15 protein-coding genes are annotated in these 17,619 nt (G+C 53.0%); 12 read left to right on the forward strand and 3 right to left on the reverse strand.

From position 1 onward, the window contains the following. Positions 1-43 precede the first annotated feature (43 nt). A complete protein-coding gene (locus C7120_RS06610; protein WP_107620869.1) occupies positions 44-1,807 on the reverse strand; it encodes a DNA polymerase III subunit gamma/tau in 1,764 nt (587 codons plus the stop codon). A gap of 90 nt (positions 1,808-1,897) precedes the next feature. Here C7120_RS06610 and C7120_RS06615 point away from each other — a divergent pair, with 90 nt between their 5' ends. The 9 genes from C7120_RS06615 (at position 1,898) to C7120_RS06655 (ending at position 12,636) form a co-directional block, all read left to right on the forward strand. Next, on the forward strand, positions 1,898-2,227 hold the full coding sequence (locus tag C7120_RS06615) for a septum formation initiator family protein (protein ID WP_107621421.1): 330 nt from the start codon (positions 1,898-1,900) through the stop codon (positions 2,225-2,227). After that, on the forward strand, positions 2,224-2,652 hold the full coding sequence (locus C7120_RS06620; RefSeq protein WP_107620870.1) for a hypothetical protein: 429 nt from the start codon (positions 2,224-2,226) through the stop codon (positions 2,650-2,652). Before C7120_RS06615 ends, C7120_RS06620 begins: the two co-directional genes overlap by 4 nt. Before the next feature lie 90 nt (positions 2,653-2,742). After that, positions 2,743-3,546, forward strand: coding sequence for a DUF4369 domain-containing protein (locus C7120_RS06625; RefSeq protein ID WP_107620871.1), 804 nt, complete (start codon positions 2,743-2,745; stop codon positions 3,544-3,546). A gap of 12 nt (positions 3,547-3,558) precedes the next feature. Then, positions 3,559-4,890 carry a dihydroorotase gene (locus C7120_RS06630; protein ID WP_107620872.1) on the forward strand — a complete coding sequence of 444 codons (1,332 nt, stop codon included), beginning with the start codon at positions 3,559-3,561 and terminating at the stop codon, positions 4,888-4,890. 35 nt (positions 4,891-4,925) lie between these two features. Further along, positions 4,926-6,095 (forward strand): metallophosphoesterase, encoded by a 1,170-nt coding sequence (locus C7120_RS06635; RefSeq protein WP_107620873.1) that lies wholly within the window; start codon positions 4,926-4,928, stop codon positions 6,093-6,095. After that, on the forward strand, positions 6,092-6,850 hold the full coding sequence (locus C7120_RS06640) for a 1-acyl-sn-glycerol-3-phosphate acyltransferase (protein ID WP_107620874.1): 759 nt from the start codon (positions 6,092-6,094) through the stop codon (positions 6,848-6,850). Before C7120_RS06635 ends, C7120_RS06640 begins: the two co-directional genes overlap by 4 nt. A gap of 79 nt (positions 6,851-6,929) precedes the next feature. Beyond that, complete coding sequence (locus C7120_RS06645; protein WP_107620875.1) at positions 6,930-7,682, forward strand: polyprenol monophosphomannose synthase; 753 nt, start codon at positions 6,930-6,932, stop codon at positions 7,680-7,682. After that, complete coding sequence (gene mfd / locus C7120_RS06650) at positions 7,683-11,129, forward strand: transcription-repair coupling factor (RefSeq protein ID WP_107620876.1); 3,447 nt, start codon at positions 7,683-7,685, stop codon at positions 11,127-11,129. A gap of 52 nt (positions 11,130-11,181) precedes the next feature. Next, on the forward strand, positions 11,182-12,636 hold the full coding sequence (locus C7120_RS06655; RefSeq protein ID WP_107620877.1) for a sodium:solute symporter: 1,455 nt from the start codon (positions 11,182-11,184) through the stop codon (positions 12,634-12,636). A gap of 152 nt (positions 12,637-12,788) precedes the next feature. Here the strand turns inward: C7120_RS06655 and trxB are convergent, their stop codons facing one another. Together trxB and C7120_RS06665 are read right to left on the reverse strand one after the other, a co-directional pair. Next, positions 12,789-13,718 (reverse strand): thioredoxin-disulfide reductase, encoded by a 930-nt coding sequence (gene trxB / locus C7120_RS06660; protein ID WP_107620878.1) that lies wholly within the window; start codon positions 13,716-13,718, stop codon positions 12,789-12,791. Further along, positions 13,718-14,272: a glutathione peroxidase gene (locus C7120_RS06665; RefSeq protein WP_107620879.1), complete on the reverse strand. Its 555-nt coding sequence runs from the start codon at positions 14,270-14,272 to the stop codon at positions 13,718-13,720. Before C7120_RS06665 ends, trxB begins: the two co-directional genes overlap by 1 nt. A 149-nt stretch (positions 14,273-14,421) precedes the next feature. Here C7120_RS06665 and C7120_RS06670 point away from each other — a divergent pair, with 149 nt between their 5' ends. The 3 genes from C7120_RS06670 (at position 14,422) to C7120_RS06680 (ending at position 17,609) form a co-directional block, all read left to right on the forward strand. After that, complete coding sequence (locus C7120_RS06670) at positions 14,422-14,946, forward strand: hypothetical protein (protein ID WP_107620880.1); 525 nt, start codon at positions 14,422-14,424, stop codon at positions 14,944-14,946. Positions 14,947-15,041: 95 nt separating this feature from the next. Beyond that, positions 15,042-15,863, forward strand: coding sequence for a hypothetical protein (locus C7120_RS06675; protein WP_107620881.1), 822 nt, complete (start codon positions 15,042-15,044; stop codon positions 15,861-15,863). A 516-nt stretch (positions 15,864-16,379) separates the two neighbouring features. Further along, a complete protein-coding gene (locus tag C7120_RS06680) occupies positions 16,380-17,609 on the forward strand; it encodes a site-specific integrase (RefSeq protein WP_107620882.1) in 1,230 nt (409 codons plus the stop codon). The last annotated feature ends 10 nt before the right edge of the window (positions 17,610-17,619 follow it).

The raw sequence follows: 17,619 nt of genomic DNA on the forward strand, positions 1-17,619 counted from the left end.
AAGCCGTCTCTTGAAAGACAGGGGGCCGTCATGTGCCCTGCCGTCAGCTGAGTTCGAGGTTGAGGGCGGTGCTCAACTTCTCCAGCGCGGGATTCTCCTTCCTGAGTTTCTCGAATATCTGATGGTTGTTGAGGATGGGCTTGATCTCCTCCTGCCTTGCCAGGCGGAGGTGCAGTTGCAGCTCGCTGTTGTCGAGGCGTATTTTCATCGTCTTCTCTATTCGCTGCCGGATGCCGTTGAGCTGGTCGAGGAGAATGGAGTTGTCTACGACCAGCTCGATTTCGGGATATTGCAGGATGACGGGCGTGAGATTCTTCATGCGCTGGGCCAGTCCTACGAGATTGGTCTTTTCCATTCGCAGGCACATCGACATCCACTGGTGGGCCAGCTCGTCGTCGTCAAACTCCTTCTTCTTGGCGGTTATCGGTTCGTCGGGCTCTTCCTTTACTCCCGTGTCTCCGTCGTTGAGAAGATTGCTGAAGGTGAGACCTATGTTACCGAACTTCGGCCGGCCTTTCGGAGCTGGAATGGTCGCGGGCTGTGGTGAAGGCGTGGTTTTCTCTTCCCGGCGCTGCGCCGCCTTCGTCTGGCGCACCACGGGTTTCTCCTCGGCAGCCACCTGCGGAGCCGCCTTAGGTTGAGGAGCCATGAGATTCTTGAACAGGGATTTTAATCGTCTGGGGCTGTGCCCCGCGCCAGGCTTGTCGTCGTCGGACTGGGTGATCTGGGCCACCTCGATGAGCGTGAGTTCCGCCAGCAGCCGTTTGTTGGAGCTCTGCCGGTAGTTCACATCGCAGCGGTTCAGGATTTCCAGGGCCTTATATAAGAAAGGTGAAGGGCACTTCTGTGCCTGCTGCCGGAACCTCTGTCGCTGCTGCTCGCTCACTTCGAGCAGGGGCAGCGTCTGCGCGTCCTTCGCCAACATCACATCGCGCGCATGCGAGGCAAGCCCGTTGATGAGCAGGCCGGCGTCGAATCCCTTGGTGATGAGCGCGTTGAGCAGTAGCATGATGTCGGGCACCTTGTTCTCGAGAGCCAGGTCGATGATGCGGAAATAGTTGTCGCTGTCGAGCACATTCAGGTCTTCTATCACCTTCTGGTAGGTGATGTTGCCCTGCGAGAAGCTCGCCGCCTGGTCGAATATGGAAAGGGCGTCGCGCATGCCGCCGTCTGCTTTCTCGGCAATCATGTTCAGGGCTTCTTCCTCGTAGCTGATGTTTTCCCGGTCGGCCACCATCTTCAGGTGGTCTGCGATCTCCGGGACGGTCATGCGCTGGAAGTCGTAGATCTGGCAGCGGCTGATGATCGTGGGCAGAATCTTGTGCTTCTCGGTGGTGGCGAGGATGAAGATGACATGTGCCGGCGGCTCCTCGAGTGTTTTCAAGAACGCGTTGAAAGCCGCCGTGGAGAGCATGTGCACCTCGTCGATGATGAACACCTTGTAGCGCCCCACTTGTGGCGGGATGCGCGTCTGGTCCATCAGGGTCTTGATATTCTCCACGGAGTTGTTGCTTGCGGCATCCAGTTCGAAGATGTTATACGACCTCTGCTCGTTGAAAGCCTTGCACGACTCGCACTCGTTGCAGGCTTCTCCTTCGGCGCTGGGGTGCTGGCAGTTGATGGCCTTGGCAAAGATGCGGGCGCAGGTGGTCTTTCCCACGCCTCTTGGGCCGCAGAAAAGATAGGCATGGGCAAGTTTCCCGCTCTTCACCGCGTTTTTCAGCGTGGTGGTAAGAGCTGTCTGCCCGACGACCGAGTCGAAGGTCATGGGGCGGTATTTCCTTGCCGAGACAATGTATTCTTCCATAGGGTTTTTGGGATTTATGTTGCAAAAGTAAGTAAAAAAGTCGAGAATATCAATTCTTTTTTTTATTTTTGCATCCGAATGCAGAATATTATGGGCAGTCGGTTTGGAGCCATATGGAGTTTCTTGAGCCACTATAAGTATTTGATAGTGGTCGTGCTGGGCGTTGCCATCGTGGGTTTCCTCGATGAGAACAGTTTCATGAGGCGCGTGCAGTATGAGCTCCAGATAGATGCCCTTCAGGACGAAATCAACAAGTATAATGCCCAGAACGAGGCCACCACGAAGCTGCTCAAGGGTCTGAAGAACGACCACAAGTCGATAGAGAAGATAGCCCGTGAGCATTATTTCATGAAGACTGACGACGAGGATGTCTATGTGCTGAGTACGGACGAAGACCCTGTAGAGACGAATAGAAAATGAAACAACTGAATAAGACGCAAGGAATCTTGTTCCTAGTGGGGGGCATGCTGATGGTCGCGGGTGCCGGCTGCTTCGTGTTCATGTGGCAGCAGAAAGTGGTGTGCTGGGTATTTCTCTTGGGAGTGATCCTCTTTACGCTGATGCAGCTGATGCAGACTTACGAGGGGAACGATCTCGTCGTGAAACGCCTGAAGCGCATTCAGGCCATCGCCGACATCCTCTTTATCCTGTCGGGATTCCTGATGGTCGACACGGCCTACCAGTATCTGCTGCCCTTGTTCAAGAGCCAGGACAGTTCGGGATATTATGCCTATTTGAACTATGTGTACAATAAGTGGGTGATTCTGCTGCTCATCGCCGCCCTGCTGGAACTCTATACCACGCATCGCATCAATTACGAATTGAATAAAACAAAAAATACTTAAAAGAAAGGGAATATCCTTTAAATTCCATAAAATATTTTTTGTAGTTCAATAATAGGTGCTATCTTTGTTGTTCAGAACATTTCGGACTATATGAATAAGGTTATATACGCGTTTATCTCTCTGCTGTCTCTCACATCATGTGCGAGCTCATTCAATATTCAGGGCTCGTCCAATATCTCTACATTGGATGGGCAGAAGCTGTATCTGAAGGTTCTGAAGAACAACGACTTCAAGAATTTGGACTCCTGCGATGTGGTGCATGGTCAGTTTTCGTTTACCGGCTCCGTGGATACCGTGCGTATGGCAAGCATCTTTCTGGATCACCAGAGCATCATCCCTCTTGTCATTGAGGGAGGCGACATCGTCATTAAGCTTGATAATACCCAGCAGACAGTGAGCGGAACGCCTTACAACGACAAGCTCTTCAAGTTTTTCAATAAGTACAGTCAGTTGAAAAACCGGCAGGCCGACCTTATCCATCAGCACGACCAGGCTATCATGAACGGTAGCGACATGCAGGTGGTGAATGCGCGCCTGAATGCCGAGGCCAACCGTCTTTCGCAGGAAGAAGACCAGCTGATAACCTCTTTCGTTACGGAGAATTTTGACAATGTGCTGGGGCCGGGAGTGTTCTTCCTGGTAACGATTCCTAACGAGTATCCCATGCTCGACCCCTGGATAGAGGACATCATGAGCAAGGCAACGGACAACTTCAAGAACGATCCCTATGTGAAGGACTATTATGAAAAGGCACAGGAGAATCAGCAAATCATGAACGGAATGAAAGATGTGCCTGTCGTCGCCCCCCATGCTTCGGCTTCTTCGCAGATGGCGCAGCCTGTCCCCGCACAGCCGGCTCCGACTCCGAATGAGCTCGCAAAGCCGGCAGAATAACAACGAGCCTGTATGTCGATACTGATTTATGGTGGGACAATAGTCAATGAAGGTCGGACCTATCGGGGTTCAATCGTGATAGAAGGCGAGCGGATAGCCCAAATCAAGGAAGGAGAGGACGCCCCCCGTGGAAACTACGATGAAGAAGTAGATGCCACGGGGTGTTTCATTTTTCCCGGCGTGATAGACGAGCATGTGCATTTCCGTGACCCGGGGTTGACCGAAAAGGCTGACATAGAGAGCGAGAGCCGTGCCGCGGCCTATGGGGGTGTTACCTCATATTTCGATATGCCGAATACGAATCCTCACACTACCTCACTCGAAACCTTAGAAGAAAAGTTTGAATTGGCAAGGCGGAAGAGTCATGTCAACTATAGTTTCTTCTTCGGGGCGACCAATGATAACAGCGCTCTCTTTGGTGATTTAGACCGCTGCCGTATACCGGGCGTCAAGCTCTTTATGGGTGCCTCTACGGGAAATATGCTCGTAGACGGGCGGGAATCCTTGCGGCGGATATTCGGCACGGCCGCCGAGCTGGGGCTTCCCGTGATGACCCATTGTGAGGACACACGGCAAGTCAACGAGAATATGCGGAGGGCCAGGGCTGAATATGGCGATGACCCCCAGGTGCGATCGCATCCGCTGATTCGGAGCGCGAAAGCTTGCTATGACTCAACGGCACAGGCAGTGGCCCTCGCGAGGGAATACGGCACCCGCCTGCATGTGGCCCATCTGACCACGGCCCGTGAACTGGAATTCTTCGGGCAGGAATCCAACATCACGGGCGAGGCCGTGATAGCTCACCTCTATTTCTGCGACAAGGATTATGAAACGCGGGGGGCGCTTATCAAGTGTAATCCCGCCGTCAAGACTTCCCATGACCGGGAAGCCCTTCGGAAAGGACTCGTGGATGGGAGGATATTCACGGTGGGGACGGATCATGCCCCTCATCTTCTGAGTGAAAAGCAAGGTGGCTGCGCACGGGCAGCCTCCGGTATGCCGATGATCCAGTTCTCCCTTCCCACGATGTTGGAGTTGTCAGACGGGGGCATATTGACCCTTGAGGACATCGCGACACTTATGTGCCACCACCCAGCTACCTTGTTCGGCGTGCGGGAGCGTGGTTTTATCCGTCAGGGATATGTCGCCGACCTGGTGATTGTGGGCAATCAGCGACCCTGGAAAGTAACGGAGGATGTCATACAGAGCAAGTGCAAGTGGAGTCCGATGATAGGTCATGAGTACCAATGGAGGGTTTGCCAGACTTTCTGCAACGGCCACCTTATATATAATGAGGGTGTCTTCGACGAGAATTCCAGCGGACAGGAGATCAGGTTCCGGTGAGTGAAGGGCGGATTTAAGTCTACTGTTTTGAGAAAATGATAGCACGAATCATATTTCCAATCATATTAGCGATCATATTGCCGGAAATCTATTTCGACATCTATTATTTGCGTCGCCGCTATAAATACAGGTTCTGGAGACGCCTGCTTTGGCTGCTCCCGGGAATCCTGATGCTCGTTTACTCCGTCGCTTTGGCAACCATCAGGAATTTCGTCCCTGACGACCTGAAACTGCTGAATATGTATTTGGCGTTGGTGGGGCTTCTGGTCGGTCCCAAGGCTGTTTTCGCCTTGTTCTCTTTTCTGGGGCGTCTTTGGTGCAAGATGACGCACAGTCGTCATAACTGGGGGAACCTGATTGGATTCTTTGCCTGTCTGTTTGGAGTCTATGTCTTCGTCTACGGATATACGGCAGGCTTCCGCAAGCTGGATGTCAACCATGTGGATTTGGAGTTTGCCGACCTTCCTGACGGCTTCGACGGCTATCGCGTCGTCCAGTTCTCAGATGCCCATGTGGGAACCTTTACGGGCAAGAGGAAGAAGATTCTCCTCAGGGCGGTGGACAGTATCAACGCTCAGAAGGCAGACGCGATCGTCTTTACGGGCGACATTCAGAATATCCAGCCCTCGGAATTGTACCCCCTGCGGGGCATCTTGTCTTCATTGAAGGCCAAGGATGGCGTCTATTCGGTTCTGGGCAACCATGATTACAGCGCCTATATCAAGGCCGATTCGGCCGTAAAAGTGTTCAATGAGCAAGAAATCATTTCTCTCGAACGCGGGTTCGGATGGAACTTACTGCTGAACGAACATCGTGTCCTCTATCGCGGAAAAGACTCCCTCGTCATTGCAGGGGAGGAAAACGAGGGAGTGGCTCCTCATCCGGACAAGGCTGATTTGCGGAAAACCCTGTCGTCGGTGGCTGGCGGCGCCTTTGTCGTCATGCTCCAGCACGACCCCTCGGCATGGCGGAGGACCATACTGCCGGAGTCGACGGTGCAGCTCACTTTGAGCGGGCATACCCATGGGGGGCAGCTGAGCCTCTTCGGATTCCGTCCTACGATGCTCATGATGAGCGAAGACAAGGGGCTCTACGAGCAGTCTGGCCGTTATCTTTATGTGAATGCCGGACTGGGCGGCGTGGTGCCTTTCCGCTTCGGCATGCCGAGCGAAATCACTGTAATAACCTTACATAAGAAAAAATGAAATATCTCTACCGCATCTACCAGACCTTTATCTTTGTGCCAGTCTTTATCCTCGCCTCCATGATAACCTCCTTGGTAACCGTTATCGGATGCATGTTTGGCAACGGCCACTTCTGGGGATACTACCCTGGGAAGTACTGGTCGAGGATTGTCATACGGCTTCTGTTCCTCCCTGTGAGGGTAGAAGGCCGTGAGAATCTTGTCCCGGGACAGTCTTATGTCTTTGTGTCTAATCATCAAGGAGCCTTCGACATCTTCTTGATTTATGGCTATCTGAATCGCAATTTCAAGTGGATGATGAAGAGGGGAATACGAAAAATACCGCTGGTGGGCATGGCTTGCGAGTATGCTCACCACATTTTCGTGGACAAAAGTGGGCCAAGCAAGGTCCGAAAGACCTACGACGACGCCCGCGAGATCCTGAAAGAGGGAATGTCGCTGGTAGTCTTTCCGGAAGGAGCGCGCACCTTTACGGGGCATATGGGCTCTTTCCGCCGGGGCGCCTTCATGTTGGCCGACGAGCTTCAGCTGCCTATCGTGCCCCTGACCATCAACGGATCTTTTAATGTAATGCCACGAATGCGGGATTGGAAATTCGCAATTTGGCATCCCATGAGTCTCACCATTCATGATCCGATCATGCCAGAAGGCAAGGGGCCAGAGTTTGAGAAACAGGCTATGGATAAGGCTTACAAGGCTGTTATGGGAGGATTGGTCCCAGAATATCAGGGCTATATAGAGAATCTAGACCAATAATCGGGAAAATAATTACGATCCGAAGGGTTGTATATATTAAAAAAAGCTTATCTTTGTAGTAACTTAAGATGAATGGAATATGAACGAAAGCGATAGCATTATACTCATTCCCACATATAACGAGAAGGAGAATATAGAGAAGATTATCCGTGCCGTATTCGGCCTCGAGAAGTGTTTTCATGTTCTTGTCATTGACGACGGAAGTCCGGATGGTACGGCTCAGATCGTCCGTCGGTTAATGGAAACGGAATTTGCAGACCGCCTCTTTATTATCGAACGTAGCGGGAAATTGGGCTTAGGCACAGCCTATATCACTGGATTCAAGTGGGCGTTGGATCACGGATACGCCTATATCTTTGAGATGGATGCCGATTTCAGCCATGATCCCAACGACTTGCCCCGCCTTTATGCCGCCTGCCATGATGAGGGGAATGATGTTTCCATCGGTTCCCGTTATGTGAGTGGGGTCAATGTAGTGAACTGGCCCATTGGGCGCGTCCTCATGAGTTATTTTGCTTCTAAGTATGTGCGCCTGGTTACGGGGTTCAAGGTCCATGACACGACGGCCGGCTTTGTTTGTTACAGGCGTCGTGTTTTGGAAACAATACCGCTTGATGAAGTCCGGTTCAAGGGATACGGCTTCCAGATCGAGATGAAATTCACGGCTTATAAGATAGGTTTCAAGATCAAGGAAGTACCTGTTATCTTCGTCAATCGCCGTGAGGGAACGAGCAAGATGAGCGGTGGAATTTTTGGGGAGGCCTTCTTCGGTGTTATGAGATTACGGCTAGATGGTTGGTTGCGCAAGTATCCATTGCTGCCGGAAGAGTAAATGAGAATTCAAGATATCAGCCACTTGTATGGAGTGTCTCCTCAGGCGGGAGCACTCCTCAAGGTCTTGGAAGACAGATCGGTGAACCGTGTTTTCCTTCAGGGCTTGCTGGCTTCTGCCACACCCGTGTTGTTTGCTTCTGTGGCAAGCAAAGTCCATCGAACCATCCTATTTGTCCTGCAAGATGCCGATGAGGCCGGCTATTTTTATCATGACCTTGAGCAGATACTCGGTCAGGAAGAAGTGCTGTTCTATCCTTCCAGTTATCGTCGTTCCATAAAGTACGCCCAGCGGGATGCCGCCAATGAGATTCTGCGGACGGAGGTGCTTGCCAGGTTGGGCTCCGGGAAGCGGTCGTATATCGTAACCACTCCGGAGGCCCTTTCGGAATTGGTCGTCAGCAAGACGAACCTGGATACGCAGCTTCTTAAATTGCGCATAAGGCAGAGCATAGATGTAACCGATGTCGTGAAGACCTTGCGCAGCCTCGGCTTCGTAGAGACGGATTATGTTTACGAACCGGGGCAGTTTGCCCTTCGCGGCAGCATCCTCGATGTCTATTCCTATTCTTGTGAGTACCCTTATCGCATAGATTTCTTTGGCGATGAGATAGACACCATCCGCACTTTTGAGGTCCAGGACCAACTTTCCAAGAACCGTAGGGAAGAGGCGGAGATTGTTCCGGAACTTGCCATGACGGAGTCGGAGAAGGTGTCGTTCCTTAGCTTTCTGCCGGACGACAGCCTCGTGGTAGTGAAGGATTTGGCGTATGTGTGTGGCGTCATTGACAGAATCTATCAGGAGGGCTTCTCCCGTCAGGCTATGACAGAGCAGCTGGAGGTTGCCACGGAGATGGAGCGGGCCGAGATTGTCCGTAGTCTCCAGAAGGAGGGAAATCTCTCCTCGGCCCGGCAGTTCTGCGAGGAGATGGTCCGGTTTAAGCGAGTGGAGATCGAGACGGACGCGGGCAAGAGTCCGGAGGAAGGGCCGTCGGATTCGGCCATCTTGCGGTTTCATATCACGCCGCAACCGTTGTTCCATAAAAACTTTGACCTGTTGAAGCAGTCGTTGGAAGATTATATCTTGCGGGGTTATAAGCTCTACATCCTCGCCGACAGCCAGAAACAGCAACAGCGCTTGAAGGATATTTTCGATGAAACGGGTGCCGACCGTGAGCGCTCTTCCTACGACAGCCAGCGTTCCGGGATTCAGTTTCAGCCTGTGGACAAAACTCTTCACGAGGGATTTGCCGACAACGACCTGAGGCTTTGCTTCTTTACCGACCATCAGATATTCGACCGTTTCCATAAATACAGCCTTCGCAGCGACAGTGCCCGTGCCGGGAAGATGGCTTTGACCATGAAGGAATTGCAGGAAATGGAGCCCGGCGATTTCATCGTTCATGTAGACTTTGGAATTGGCAAGTTTGGAGGACTGGTGCGACTTCCTAATCCCAATGGAGGTTTTCAGGAGGCTATTCGCATCATCTATCAGAATAACGACAAGGTGGATGTGTCCATCCACTCACTCTATAAGATTAGCAAGTATCGTCGGCAGGATACAGGAGAGCCGCCCCGGTTGAGCACCCTGGGGACGGGAGCTTGGGAACGCCTGAAGGAGCGGACGAAGAAGAAGATCAAGGATATCGCGCGCGACCTGATTCGTCTCTATGCCCGGCGTCGCCGCGAGAAAGGTTTTGCCTTCAGCGCGGAAACTTACATGCAACGGGAACTGGAGGCCAGCTTCCTCTATGAAGACACCCCCGACCAGCTGCGAGCCACCCAGGAGGTGAAGTCCGACATGGAAAGTGCCCGCCCGATGGACCGCCTGGTGTGTGGCGATGTGGGTTTTGGAAAAACCGAGGTTGCCGTGCGTGCGGCTTTCAAGGCCACCTACGATTCCAAGCAGGTTGCCGTTCTGGTTCCGACCACGGTGCTTGCCTTTCAGCATTATCAGACTTTCCGCGACCGTTTGAAGAATTTTCCCGTCCGCGTAGACTATCTGTCCCGAGCTCGTACGGCCAAGCAGACCCGTCAGGTGCTGGAAGACCTGGCGTCGGGGAGGATAGACATCCTCATCGGCACCCACAAGCTGATAGGCAAGAATGTAAGGTGGCACGACCTGGGACTGCTCATCATAGACGAGGAGCAGAAGTTCGGAGTCTCGGTCAAGGAGAGGCTCCGCCGGCTGAAGACGAATGTAGACACCCTCACCATGAGTGCCACGCCCATTCCGCGGACGCTGCAGTTCTCGCTGATGGGAGCCCGAGACATGAGCATCATCCGCACTCCGCCGCCCAACCGATACCCCATTCATACGGAGCTGGCCACCTATGAGCATGAGGTGATAGCCGATGCCGTCAACTTCGAGATGAGCCGGAACGGACAAGTGTTCTTCGTGAACGACAGAATCGACGGCCTGCAGGAGATAGCCGGTCTCATTCATAAGTATGTTCCGGATTGCCGCATTGCCATCGGCCACGGACAGATGCCCCCTGAAGAGCTGGAAACCGTCATCATGGGATTCATCAACTATGATTATGATGTGCTGCTTTCCACGACGATTGTGGAGAATGGAATCGACATCCCCAATGCCAACACCATCATCATCAACGACGCTCACCGGTTCGGCCTGTCAGACCTGCACCAGATGCGAGGCAGGGTGGGGCGCTCCAACAGGAAGGCCTTCTGCTATCTCTTGGCACCTCCCAAATCCGTGCTTAGCCCCGAGGCTCGCCGCAGGCTTGAGGCTTTGGAGAACTTCTCGGAACTGGGCAGCGGCTTCAACCTCGCCATGCAGGACCTGGACATCCGTGGCGCGGGCAATCTGCTGGGTGCGGAGCAGAGTGGGTTTATGGAAGATTTGGGTTATGAGACCTATCAGAAAATCCTCTCACAGGCAGTGACGGAGCTGAAGAACGACGAGTTTCAGGATATCTACGCGGAGGAAATAGCCCAGGGGAAGCAGTTCAGCGGCGATGAGTTTGTGGAAGATTGCGCCATTGAGAGCGACCTGGAGATGTACTTTCCGGATACCTATGTACCGGGTTCCAGCGAGCGGATGCTGCTGTATAGGGAGCTCGACAATATTAATGACGACAAGGAACTGGCCGACTATCGTAGCCGACTCATCGACCGTTTCGGCCCTGTGCCCCACGAGGGTGAGGAGCTGATGCAGGTGGTGGCCTTGCGCCGACTGGGCAAGCGGCTGGGCTGCGAGAAGATCATCCTGCGCCAGGGACTGCTGAACCTGCAGTTTGTCTCCAATCCCGACAGCGCCTATTACAAGAGCCAGGCTTTCGACCGTGTGATCAACTACATAGCTTCCAATCCCCGCCGGTGCGACCTGAAGGAGGTCAAGGGGCGCAGGATGATGCATGTCTTGCAGGTGCGGACGGTGAAGGAGGCCGTCGAGGTTCTGAGACTTATGGACGGGCGGCAGCAATGAAATGGGATAACTGTCCCGCGAGTATCCGTTTTTTAGTATCTTTGTAGTCGTTATGATAATCATTCTCACCGTTCTGGCATATTTCTTCATCCTGCTGCTCCTCAGCAGACTGACGGCCCGTCATGCCGACAACGACACATTCTACAGGGCCAACAGGAGGTCGCCGTGGTACATGGTGGCCTTCGGCATGGTGGGCGCGAGCATTTCGGGCGTTACCTTCGTGAGTGTGCCGGGCATGGTGGAGTATACCGACATGACCTACATGCAGACCTGCCTGGGTTTCATCATCGGTTATTTCCTGGTGGCCTTGGTGCTTTTGCCGGTATATTACAAGTTGAATCTTACCACCATTTATTCTTATCTGAGGCAGCGGCTGGGCATGCGCTCCTATAAGACGGGAGCCGCCTTCTTCCTCCTCTCTAAGATGACGGGGGCTGCCGTGCGGTTCTATGTGGTCTGCATCATCCTCCAGAAGTTCGTCTTGGATGAGGTTGGCGTGCCCTTTCCGGTAACGGTCGTGGCGATGGTGGCGCTGATTTGGTTGTACACGAGGCGCGGCGGCATCAAGACATTGGTGTGGACGGACTCTTTCCAGACCATCTGCATGTTTGCGGCCTTGATTCTTATCTTCTTCCATGTGATGCGCGAGCTCGACCTGAATGTGTCGGAGGCGGTGGCGGCCATTGCGCACGACGGCCATAGCCGCATGTTCGTGTTTGACGACTGGCTGTCGAGGCAGAACTTCTGGAAGCAGTTCTTGAGCGGCATCTTTATCGTAATCGTGATGACAGGACTGGATCAAGACATGATGCAGAAGAACCTTACTTGCAAGAACCTTCGTGATGCGCAGAAGGACATGTGTGCCTATAGCTTCGCCTTCGTACCGGCCAATCTGCTGTTCATGTGCCTTGGCGTGCTGCTGCTGCAGCTCGCGCGGCAGCAGGGCGTGGCCGTCCCGTCTTCGGGCGATGAGCTTCTGCCCCTGTTCGCGGCGTCGGGAAGGCTTGGAAACATCGTGGTGGTATTCTTCACCATCGGCATTGTGGCGGCCTCGTTCTCCAGTGCCGACTCGGCCTTGACATCGCTCACCACGAGCTATTGCGTCGACATCCGAGGCCGCGAGGGGGATGAAGGCTTGCGCAAGCGTGCCCATGTGATGATGGCCGTGGTCTTTATTCTCTTCATTCTGGCATTCAGGGTCCTCAATTCCACGAGTGTCATCGACGCCATCTATATCATGTGCAGCTATACCTACGGGCCTTTGCTGGGCCTTTTTGCCTACGGGTTGCTTACGCATAGGGGCGTAAACGACCGCACGGTGCCCTATGTGGCCGTGGCGTCGCCGCTGATCTGCTATGCCACGGACAGGGTCGTGGAGGCTGCCACGGGCTATCGGTTCGGCTACGAGATGCTCATGATCAACGGCCTGCTCACCTTCGCGGGACTCTGGATAGGCAGTCTGGGCAGCCCGTCGGCTCATTCCGGGCATGAGGGCACGGCAAGCTGAGGGCGTGGTAAACGCAAAAAGGATGTGCCAAGAGTTTTCCCGGCATCGCTACAATCGGCTTGTAACGGCATTACCACTTGCTGGTAATCCTGCGGAAAACTCCCGGCACATCTCCTGATGATGATGCGCCCCGGTCGGAAAGGGGCGCTGTCTTACTGGTTCAGGTATCTCTCTGCCTCGAGGGCGGCCATGCAACCCGTTCCGGCTGCCACCACCGCCTGGCGGTAAGTGGGGTCGGCGCAGTCGCCGGCAGCAAACACTCCTTCGACATTCGTCCGTGGCGAGCCGGGCTGCGTCTTGATGTAGCCCACCTCGTCCATGTCTATCTGCCCCTTGAATACATCGGTGTTCGGCTTGTGGCCGATGGCAAGGAAGAATCCGTCGATCGGCAGGTCATACTTCCGCTCGTCGGCCTCACCCTTGCGGTAGACCACATGGGCGCCCTCTACGCCTCCCTCGCCATAGAGGCCGAGGGTGTTGGTCTCGTAGAGAATTTCTATCTTCGGATTGCTCTCCACACGCTTCTTCATGATGTCTGAGGCACGCAGATAGGGCTTGCGCACAATCATGTAGACCTTGGCGCAGAGCTGGGCCAGATAGGAAGCCTCCTCGCAGGCCGTGTCGCCGCCGCCCACTACGGCCACCGTCTTCTTGCGATAGAAGAACCCGTCGCAGGTGGCGCAGGCGCTTACGCCCATTCCGTTGTATTTCTTCTCGTCTTCCAGCCCCAGGTATTTGGCGCTGGCGCCGGTAGCGATGACCACGGTGTCGGCCGAAATCTCCGCCCCGCGGTCGGTGGTGAGCACATAGGGCTTCCGGCTGAAGTCGGCCTTCACGATGGCTCCGTCGCGCACATCGGTGCCGAAACGCTCGGCCTGCCGGCGAAGTTCCGTCATCATCTGGTTGGCGTCCACGCCTTCCGGATAGCCCGGGAAGTTTTCTACGATGGTGGTCTGGGTGAGCTGTCCGCCCATTTGCAGCCCGCAGTATTCAATGGGTTGCAGGTTGGCCCTGCCGGCGTAGATGGCTGCCGTGTAGCCCGCAGGTCCGGAACCGATAATCAGACATTTAGTATGTTCCATTATTTCTCCAGTTCTTCTTCGATGAGTTTAGCAATGTTGGCAATCTTCTCCGTAGGCTCGAAGCGGGCTATCACCTGCCCCTTCTTGTTGACGAGGAACTTGGTGAAGTTCCATTTGATGTCGGCCTTCTGCTTATAGTCCGGGTCTGCCTCCGACAGCATCTTGTCGAGGACGGGATAGATGGGGTGGGTCTCATCCCATCCGGCGAATCCCTTCTGCTCCTTGAGAAACTTGTAGAGCGGGTCGGCCTCGTCGCCGTTCACCTTGATTTTCTTGAACTGCGTGAACTCCGTGCCGTAGTTGAGCTTGCAGAAGTCGTGGATGCTCTCGTCGGTGCCCGGAGCCTGCTGGCCGAACTGGTTGCAGGGGAAGTCCAGAATCTCGAAGCCTTTGGAGTGATAGGTCTCGTATAGTTTTTCCAATTCTTCATATTGAGGGGTAAATCCACACTTGGTGGCCGTGTTTACGATGAGGAGAACCTCGTTGGCATATTCCTTCAGCGATACATCGTGCCCTTTTCTGTCCTTGACAGAGAATTCATAAACTGTTCTCATTTCTTTCTTCTTATATTAATAAATTAGTTTGTCTGTATGTCTAATATCTTCTGAATGCAAAAATACGAATTAAATTTCAAATCGCTTGCATAGTTTTATTAAAAGTACTAAATTTGCAAGCGATATTATCAACGGAAACTTGGATTGTGATGAGAAAGATTCTGCGAGTGCTCGCCCTGCTGCTCCTGCTGCTGCCGGCTTTCCTGTTTACCGCCTGCGACGACGATCAGCAGGTGGCCATGCTGCTGTGGGGAACCTGGGAAGGGCAGGTCTCCACCGACTTCTATCAGGGCCGCTGGGGGTCCTACAGCTCGGATTATTACACGGTGTGGTACTTCGACGGGAAGCCCGGAGCCCGTCATGGAAGGGGATGGGAGCAGGACTATCTGAACGGCCATCGCTACCGAGACTACTTCGACTGGTATGTGATGGACAACGGAAATACTGTTGAGATTCGCTATCGCGACCGCTCTCTGCCCACGCGCTATATCCATCATTTCCATATCAACGATACCCACTTCCACGGGCAGGTGGAGAACGGGGATGGCTCTTACTCCGCTTTCAGGCTCTTCAAGGCCGACGACTACGGCTACGACGGCTATAACCACTACTATGGCTGGCACTATGGGGGGAAGCCGGCCGGCACCTTGGGGGAGACTTCCTGGAAAGATTAGGGATTTCTCCTCTAAGGAATAGGGATTCCACGCCTTGCCGCGGTTGAGACTTTCGTATCTTTGCAGCAGAAACAAAAACTCTAAAAGATACGATTATGAAAAGGTTTTCTGCACCCTTGGCCTTGGCCTGCGCGATGATGCTCCTGTTCTCAGCAACATCCTGCGGCGACCATGATGATTGGGGAGACCCGATTGACCAGTTCAATCTCACCGATGCCATGAACGCCTACCTCGACCGTTATGGCGAGTTCGGAACGGACGACAAGACCACGCAACAGTGGTTTTATAACAACTACGACAGCTACGGCGGCTATTACGACCAGTATTACGACGCGGATTTTCGGGCTTTCGTCGCGGAGCTCAGCAAGTGGTATGCCCAGTGCCAGGTGGCGATGGTGGGTATTCTCGCCACGAGCGCATGGAGCGGCAATCTGGTCATGAACTGGAGGGACGCGGGAAACTCCGGCTACTCGCAGGCCACCTGCACGGCAGAATACGATTTCGACCTGACCTCGACGGGAGCTAAAGGCGGGCGCGGGCAGGAGCATCGCTGGAACTATTCCGACGGTTCTGCCGAAAGCAAGACGGGATTCAACTGGAGCGTGGACGGCTACGGCAACATCATCCTCGACTTCGACTCGGACGAAGGGCAGGGAAAGGGCGTGGAAATGGTGGTCTATTACTCCGACCTCGACAAGCTGAGCGACTCAGAGGGCATCTTCAGGGGCAGAATGACGAGTAATACCAACGGGCTGGACGAATACGACGACTTCAACTTCAGCCGCGTAACTTACGCCAAACCGGCATTCGGCACTCGGACCATGGTGGCAGAGCAGATATTCTCTGGCAAGGCCGGGGGAGTGAGGCGTATAGGCTCTGGACAGAGGCAGGCCACCCTGAAGGGCAGCAGAAGATGATTTCAGCTGAAACTCAATATATTCTCAAGCGGCTTGGTGAAGAATTTCATCAGGCCGTTTTTGTTCTCGCCTCCTCACATGCCGCATGCGCACGGAGACCCCGGCGGCCGTCTTCCTGCCGCGGAGCCGCGGCGTTCTCCTTTCCTGTTTGCCGCTTTCCGACTTCTTACAAGCCGTGTGTAATCGTGTTACAAACGGTGTGTAATCGTGTTACAAGCAGCGTGTAACTAATCAATGAAAATGAAGAAGTATAGGAGTTGGCGCAAACTAACTGATAATGAGGAGGAAATACATAAATCAGCATAATACTACTCTATTTGTAAAGGGCAGAAATATGCAGATTTAGGCAGAAGTTCAGTTACCAGAGTGTTACCTTGTTTTGATGTTGGTAACGATGGAGAAGAAATAGGTAACTGAATTATTATCGTTCGTGTGGCTATTGCTTCGGTCGGCAGTTTTCTGCGTAAGTGAGGAACGCTTTAATTCGGGTAATTTTGCCCACAAATATTAAAGCGTATGAAAACAGAGAAGATGAAGGTGTTGCTCTACCTTAAAAAGAGCGGTTTGGACAAGTCGGGCAAGGCTCCGATTATGGGGCGTATTACCATTGGGCGCTCCATTGCCCAGTTCAGTTGTAAACTTTCCTGCAATCCCGACTTGTGGAATCCTCGTGAGAGCAGGATGGACGGCAAGAGCCGTGAGGCGGTGGAGATTAATGGGAGATTGGAGAATTTGTTGCTTTCCATTCAATCTGCCTATCAGTCGTTGATTGCCAAAGGGCAGCCATTTGATGCAACCGATGTAAAGGAGCTGTTTCAAGGCAGCGTACAGGCAAGATGCAGGCTCATCGAAAGGTTGGATATGCTCATCAAGGAGAAAGAAAGCCATATCGGTATAGACATCAAGGAAGAGTCTATGTCCGCCTATCATTCCACTCGGAAACGATTACAGGAGTTCATTCAGAAGAAATACCATGTTTCGGACTTGGCTTTCTCACTGTTGACAAAAAACTTCATCTACGAATTGCAGACGTTCTGTCTCGGTGAACTCGGTCATCAGCAAAGCACATTCTTCAGAGTGGCAGCAGATTTGAAGACCGTCTGTAGGCTGGCTTATCGTGAGGGACTGGCTGATACGCTTCTGTTTGATAAAGTACATATAGAACGAGGAGACAAGAAAGCACCTAAAGCTCTTGACAAAGAAGCATTGGACAAACTCAAAGTACTCCGCTTTGATGAGTTGGAAGAGGAAATGGAAGCCGTTCGTGATGTGTTTCTCTTCGCCTGTTATATCGGTGCAGCCTATTGTGATTTGATGGAGCTAAGCAAGAAGCATCTTGTCCGTGATGATGCAGGTAGTTTGTGGTTGAAGTTCAACAGACAAAAGACGGGTGTGCTTTGTCGTATCAAACTGTTGCCGGGAGCAGTTCGATTAATTGAGAAAATGCACAGCGATGAAAGGGAAACACTGCTCCCCCATATCAAATATCCCACTTATCAGTCCTGTCTTAAAGCCTTGCGATTACGGGCCGGTATTTCTTTTCCCTTTACTTCGCATACTGCAAGGCATACCTTTGCCACGCTTATCACCTTGGAACAGGGCGTTCCTATTGAAACGGTCAGCAAGATGCTGGGACATACGAATGTAAGTATGACCGAACGTTATGCAAAGGTAACACCACAGAAACTCTTTGAGGAGTTTAACCGTTTCCTCTCTTTCACCGAAGATTTACGTTTAACCATTTAACCAAGATTTT

The sequence above is a fragment of the Prevotella sp. oral taxon 376 genome (assembly GCF_003043945.1).
In the GTDB taxonomy this organism is placed as follows: domain Bacteria; phylum Bacteroidota; class Bacteroidia; order Bacteroidales; family Bacteroidaceae; genus Prevotella.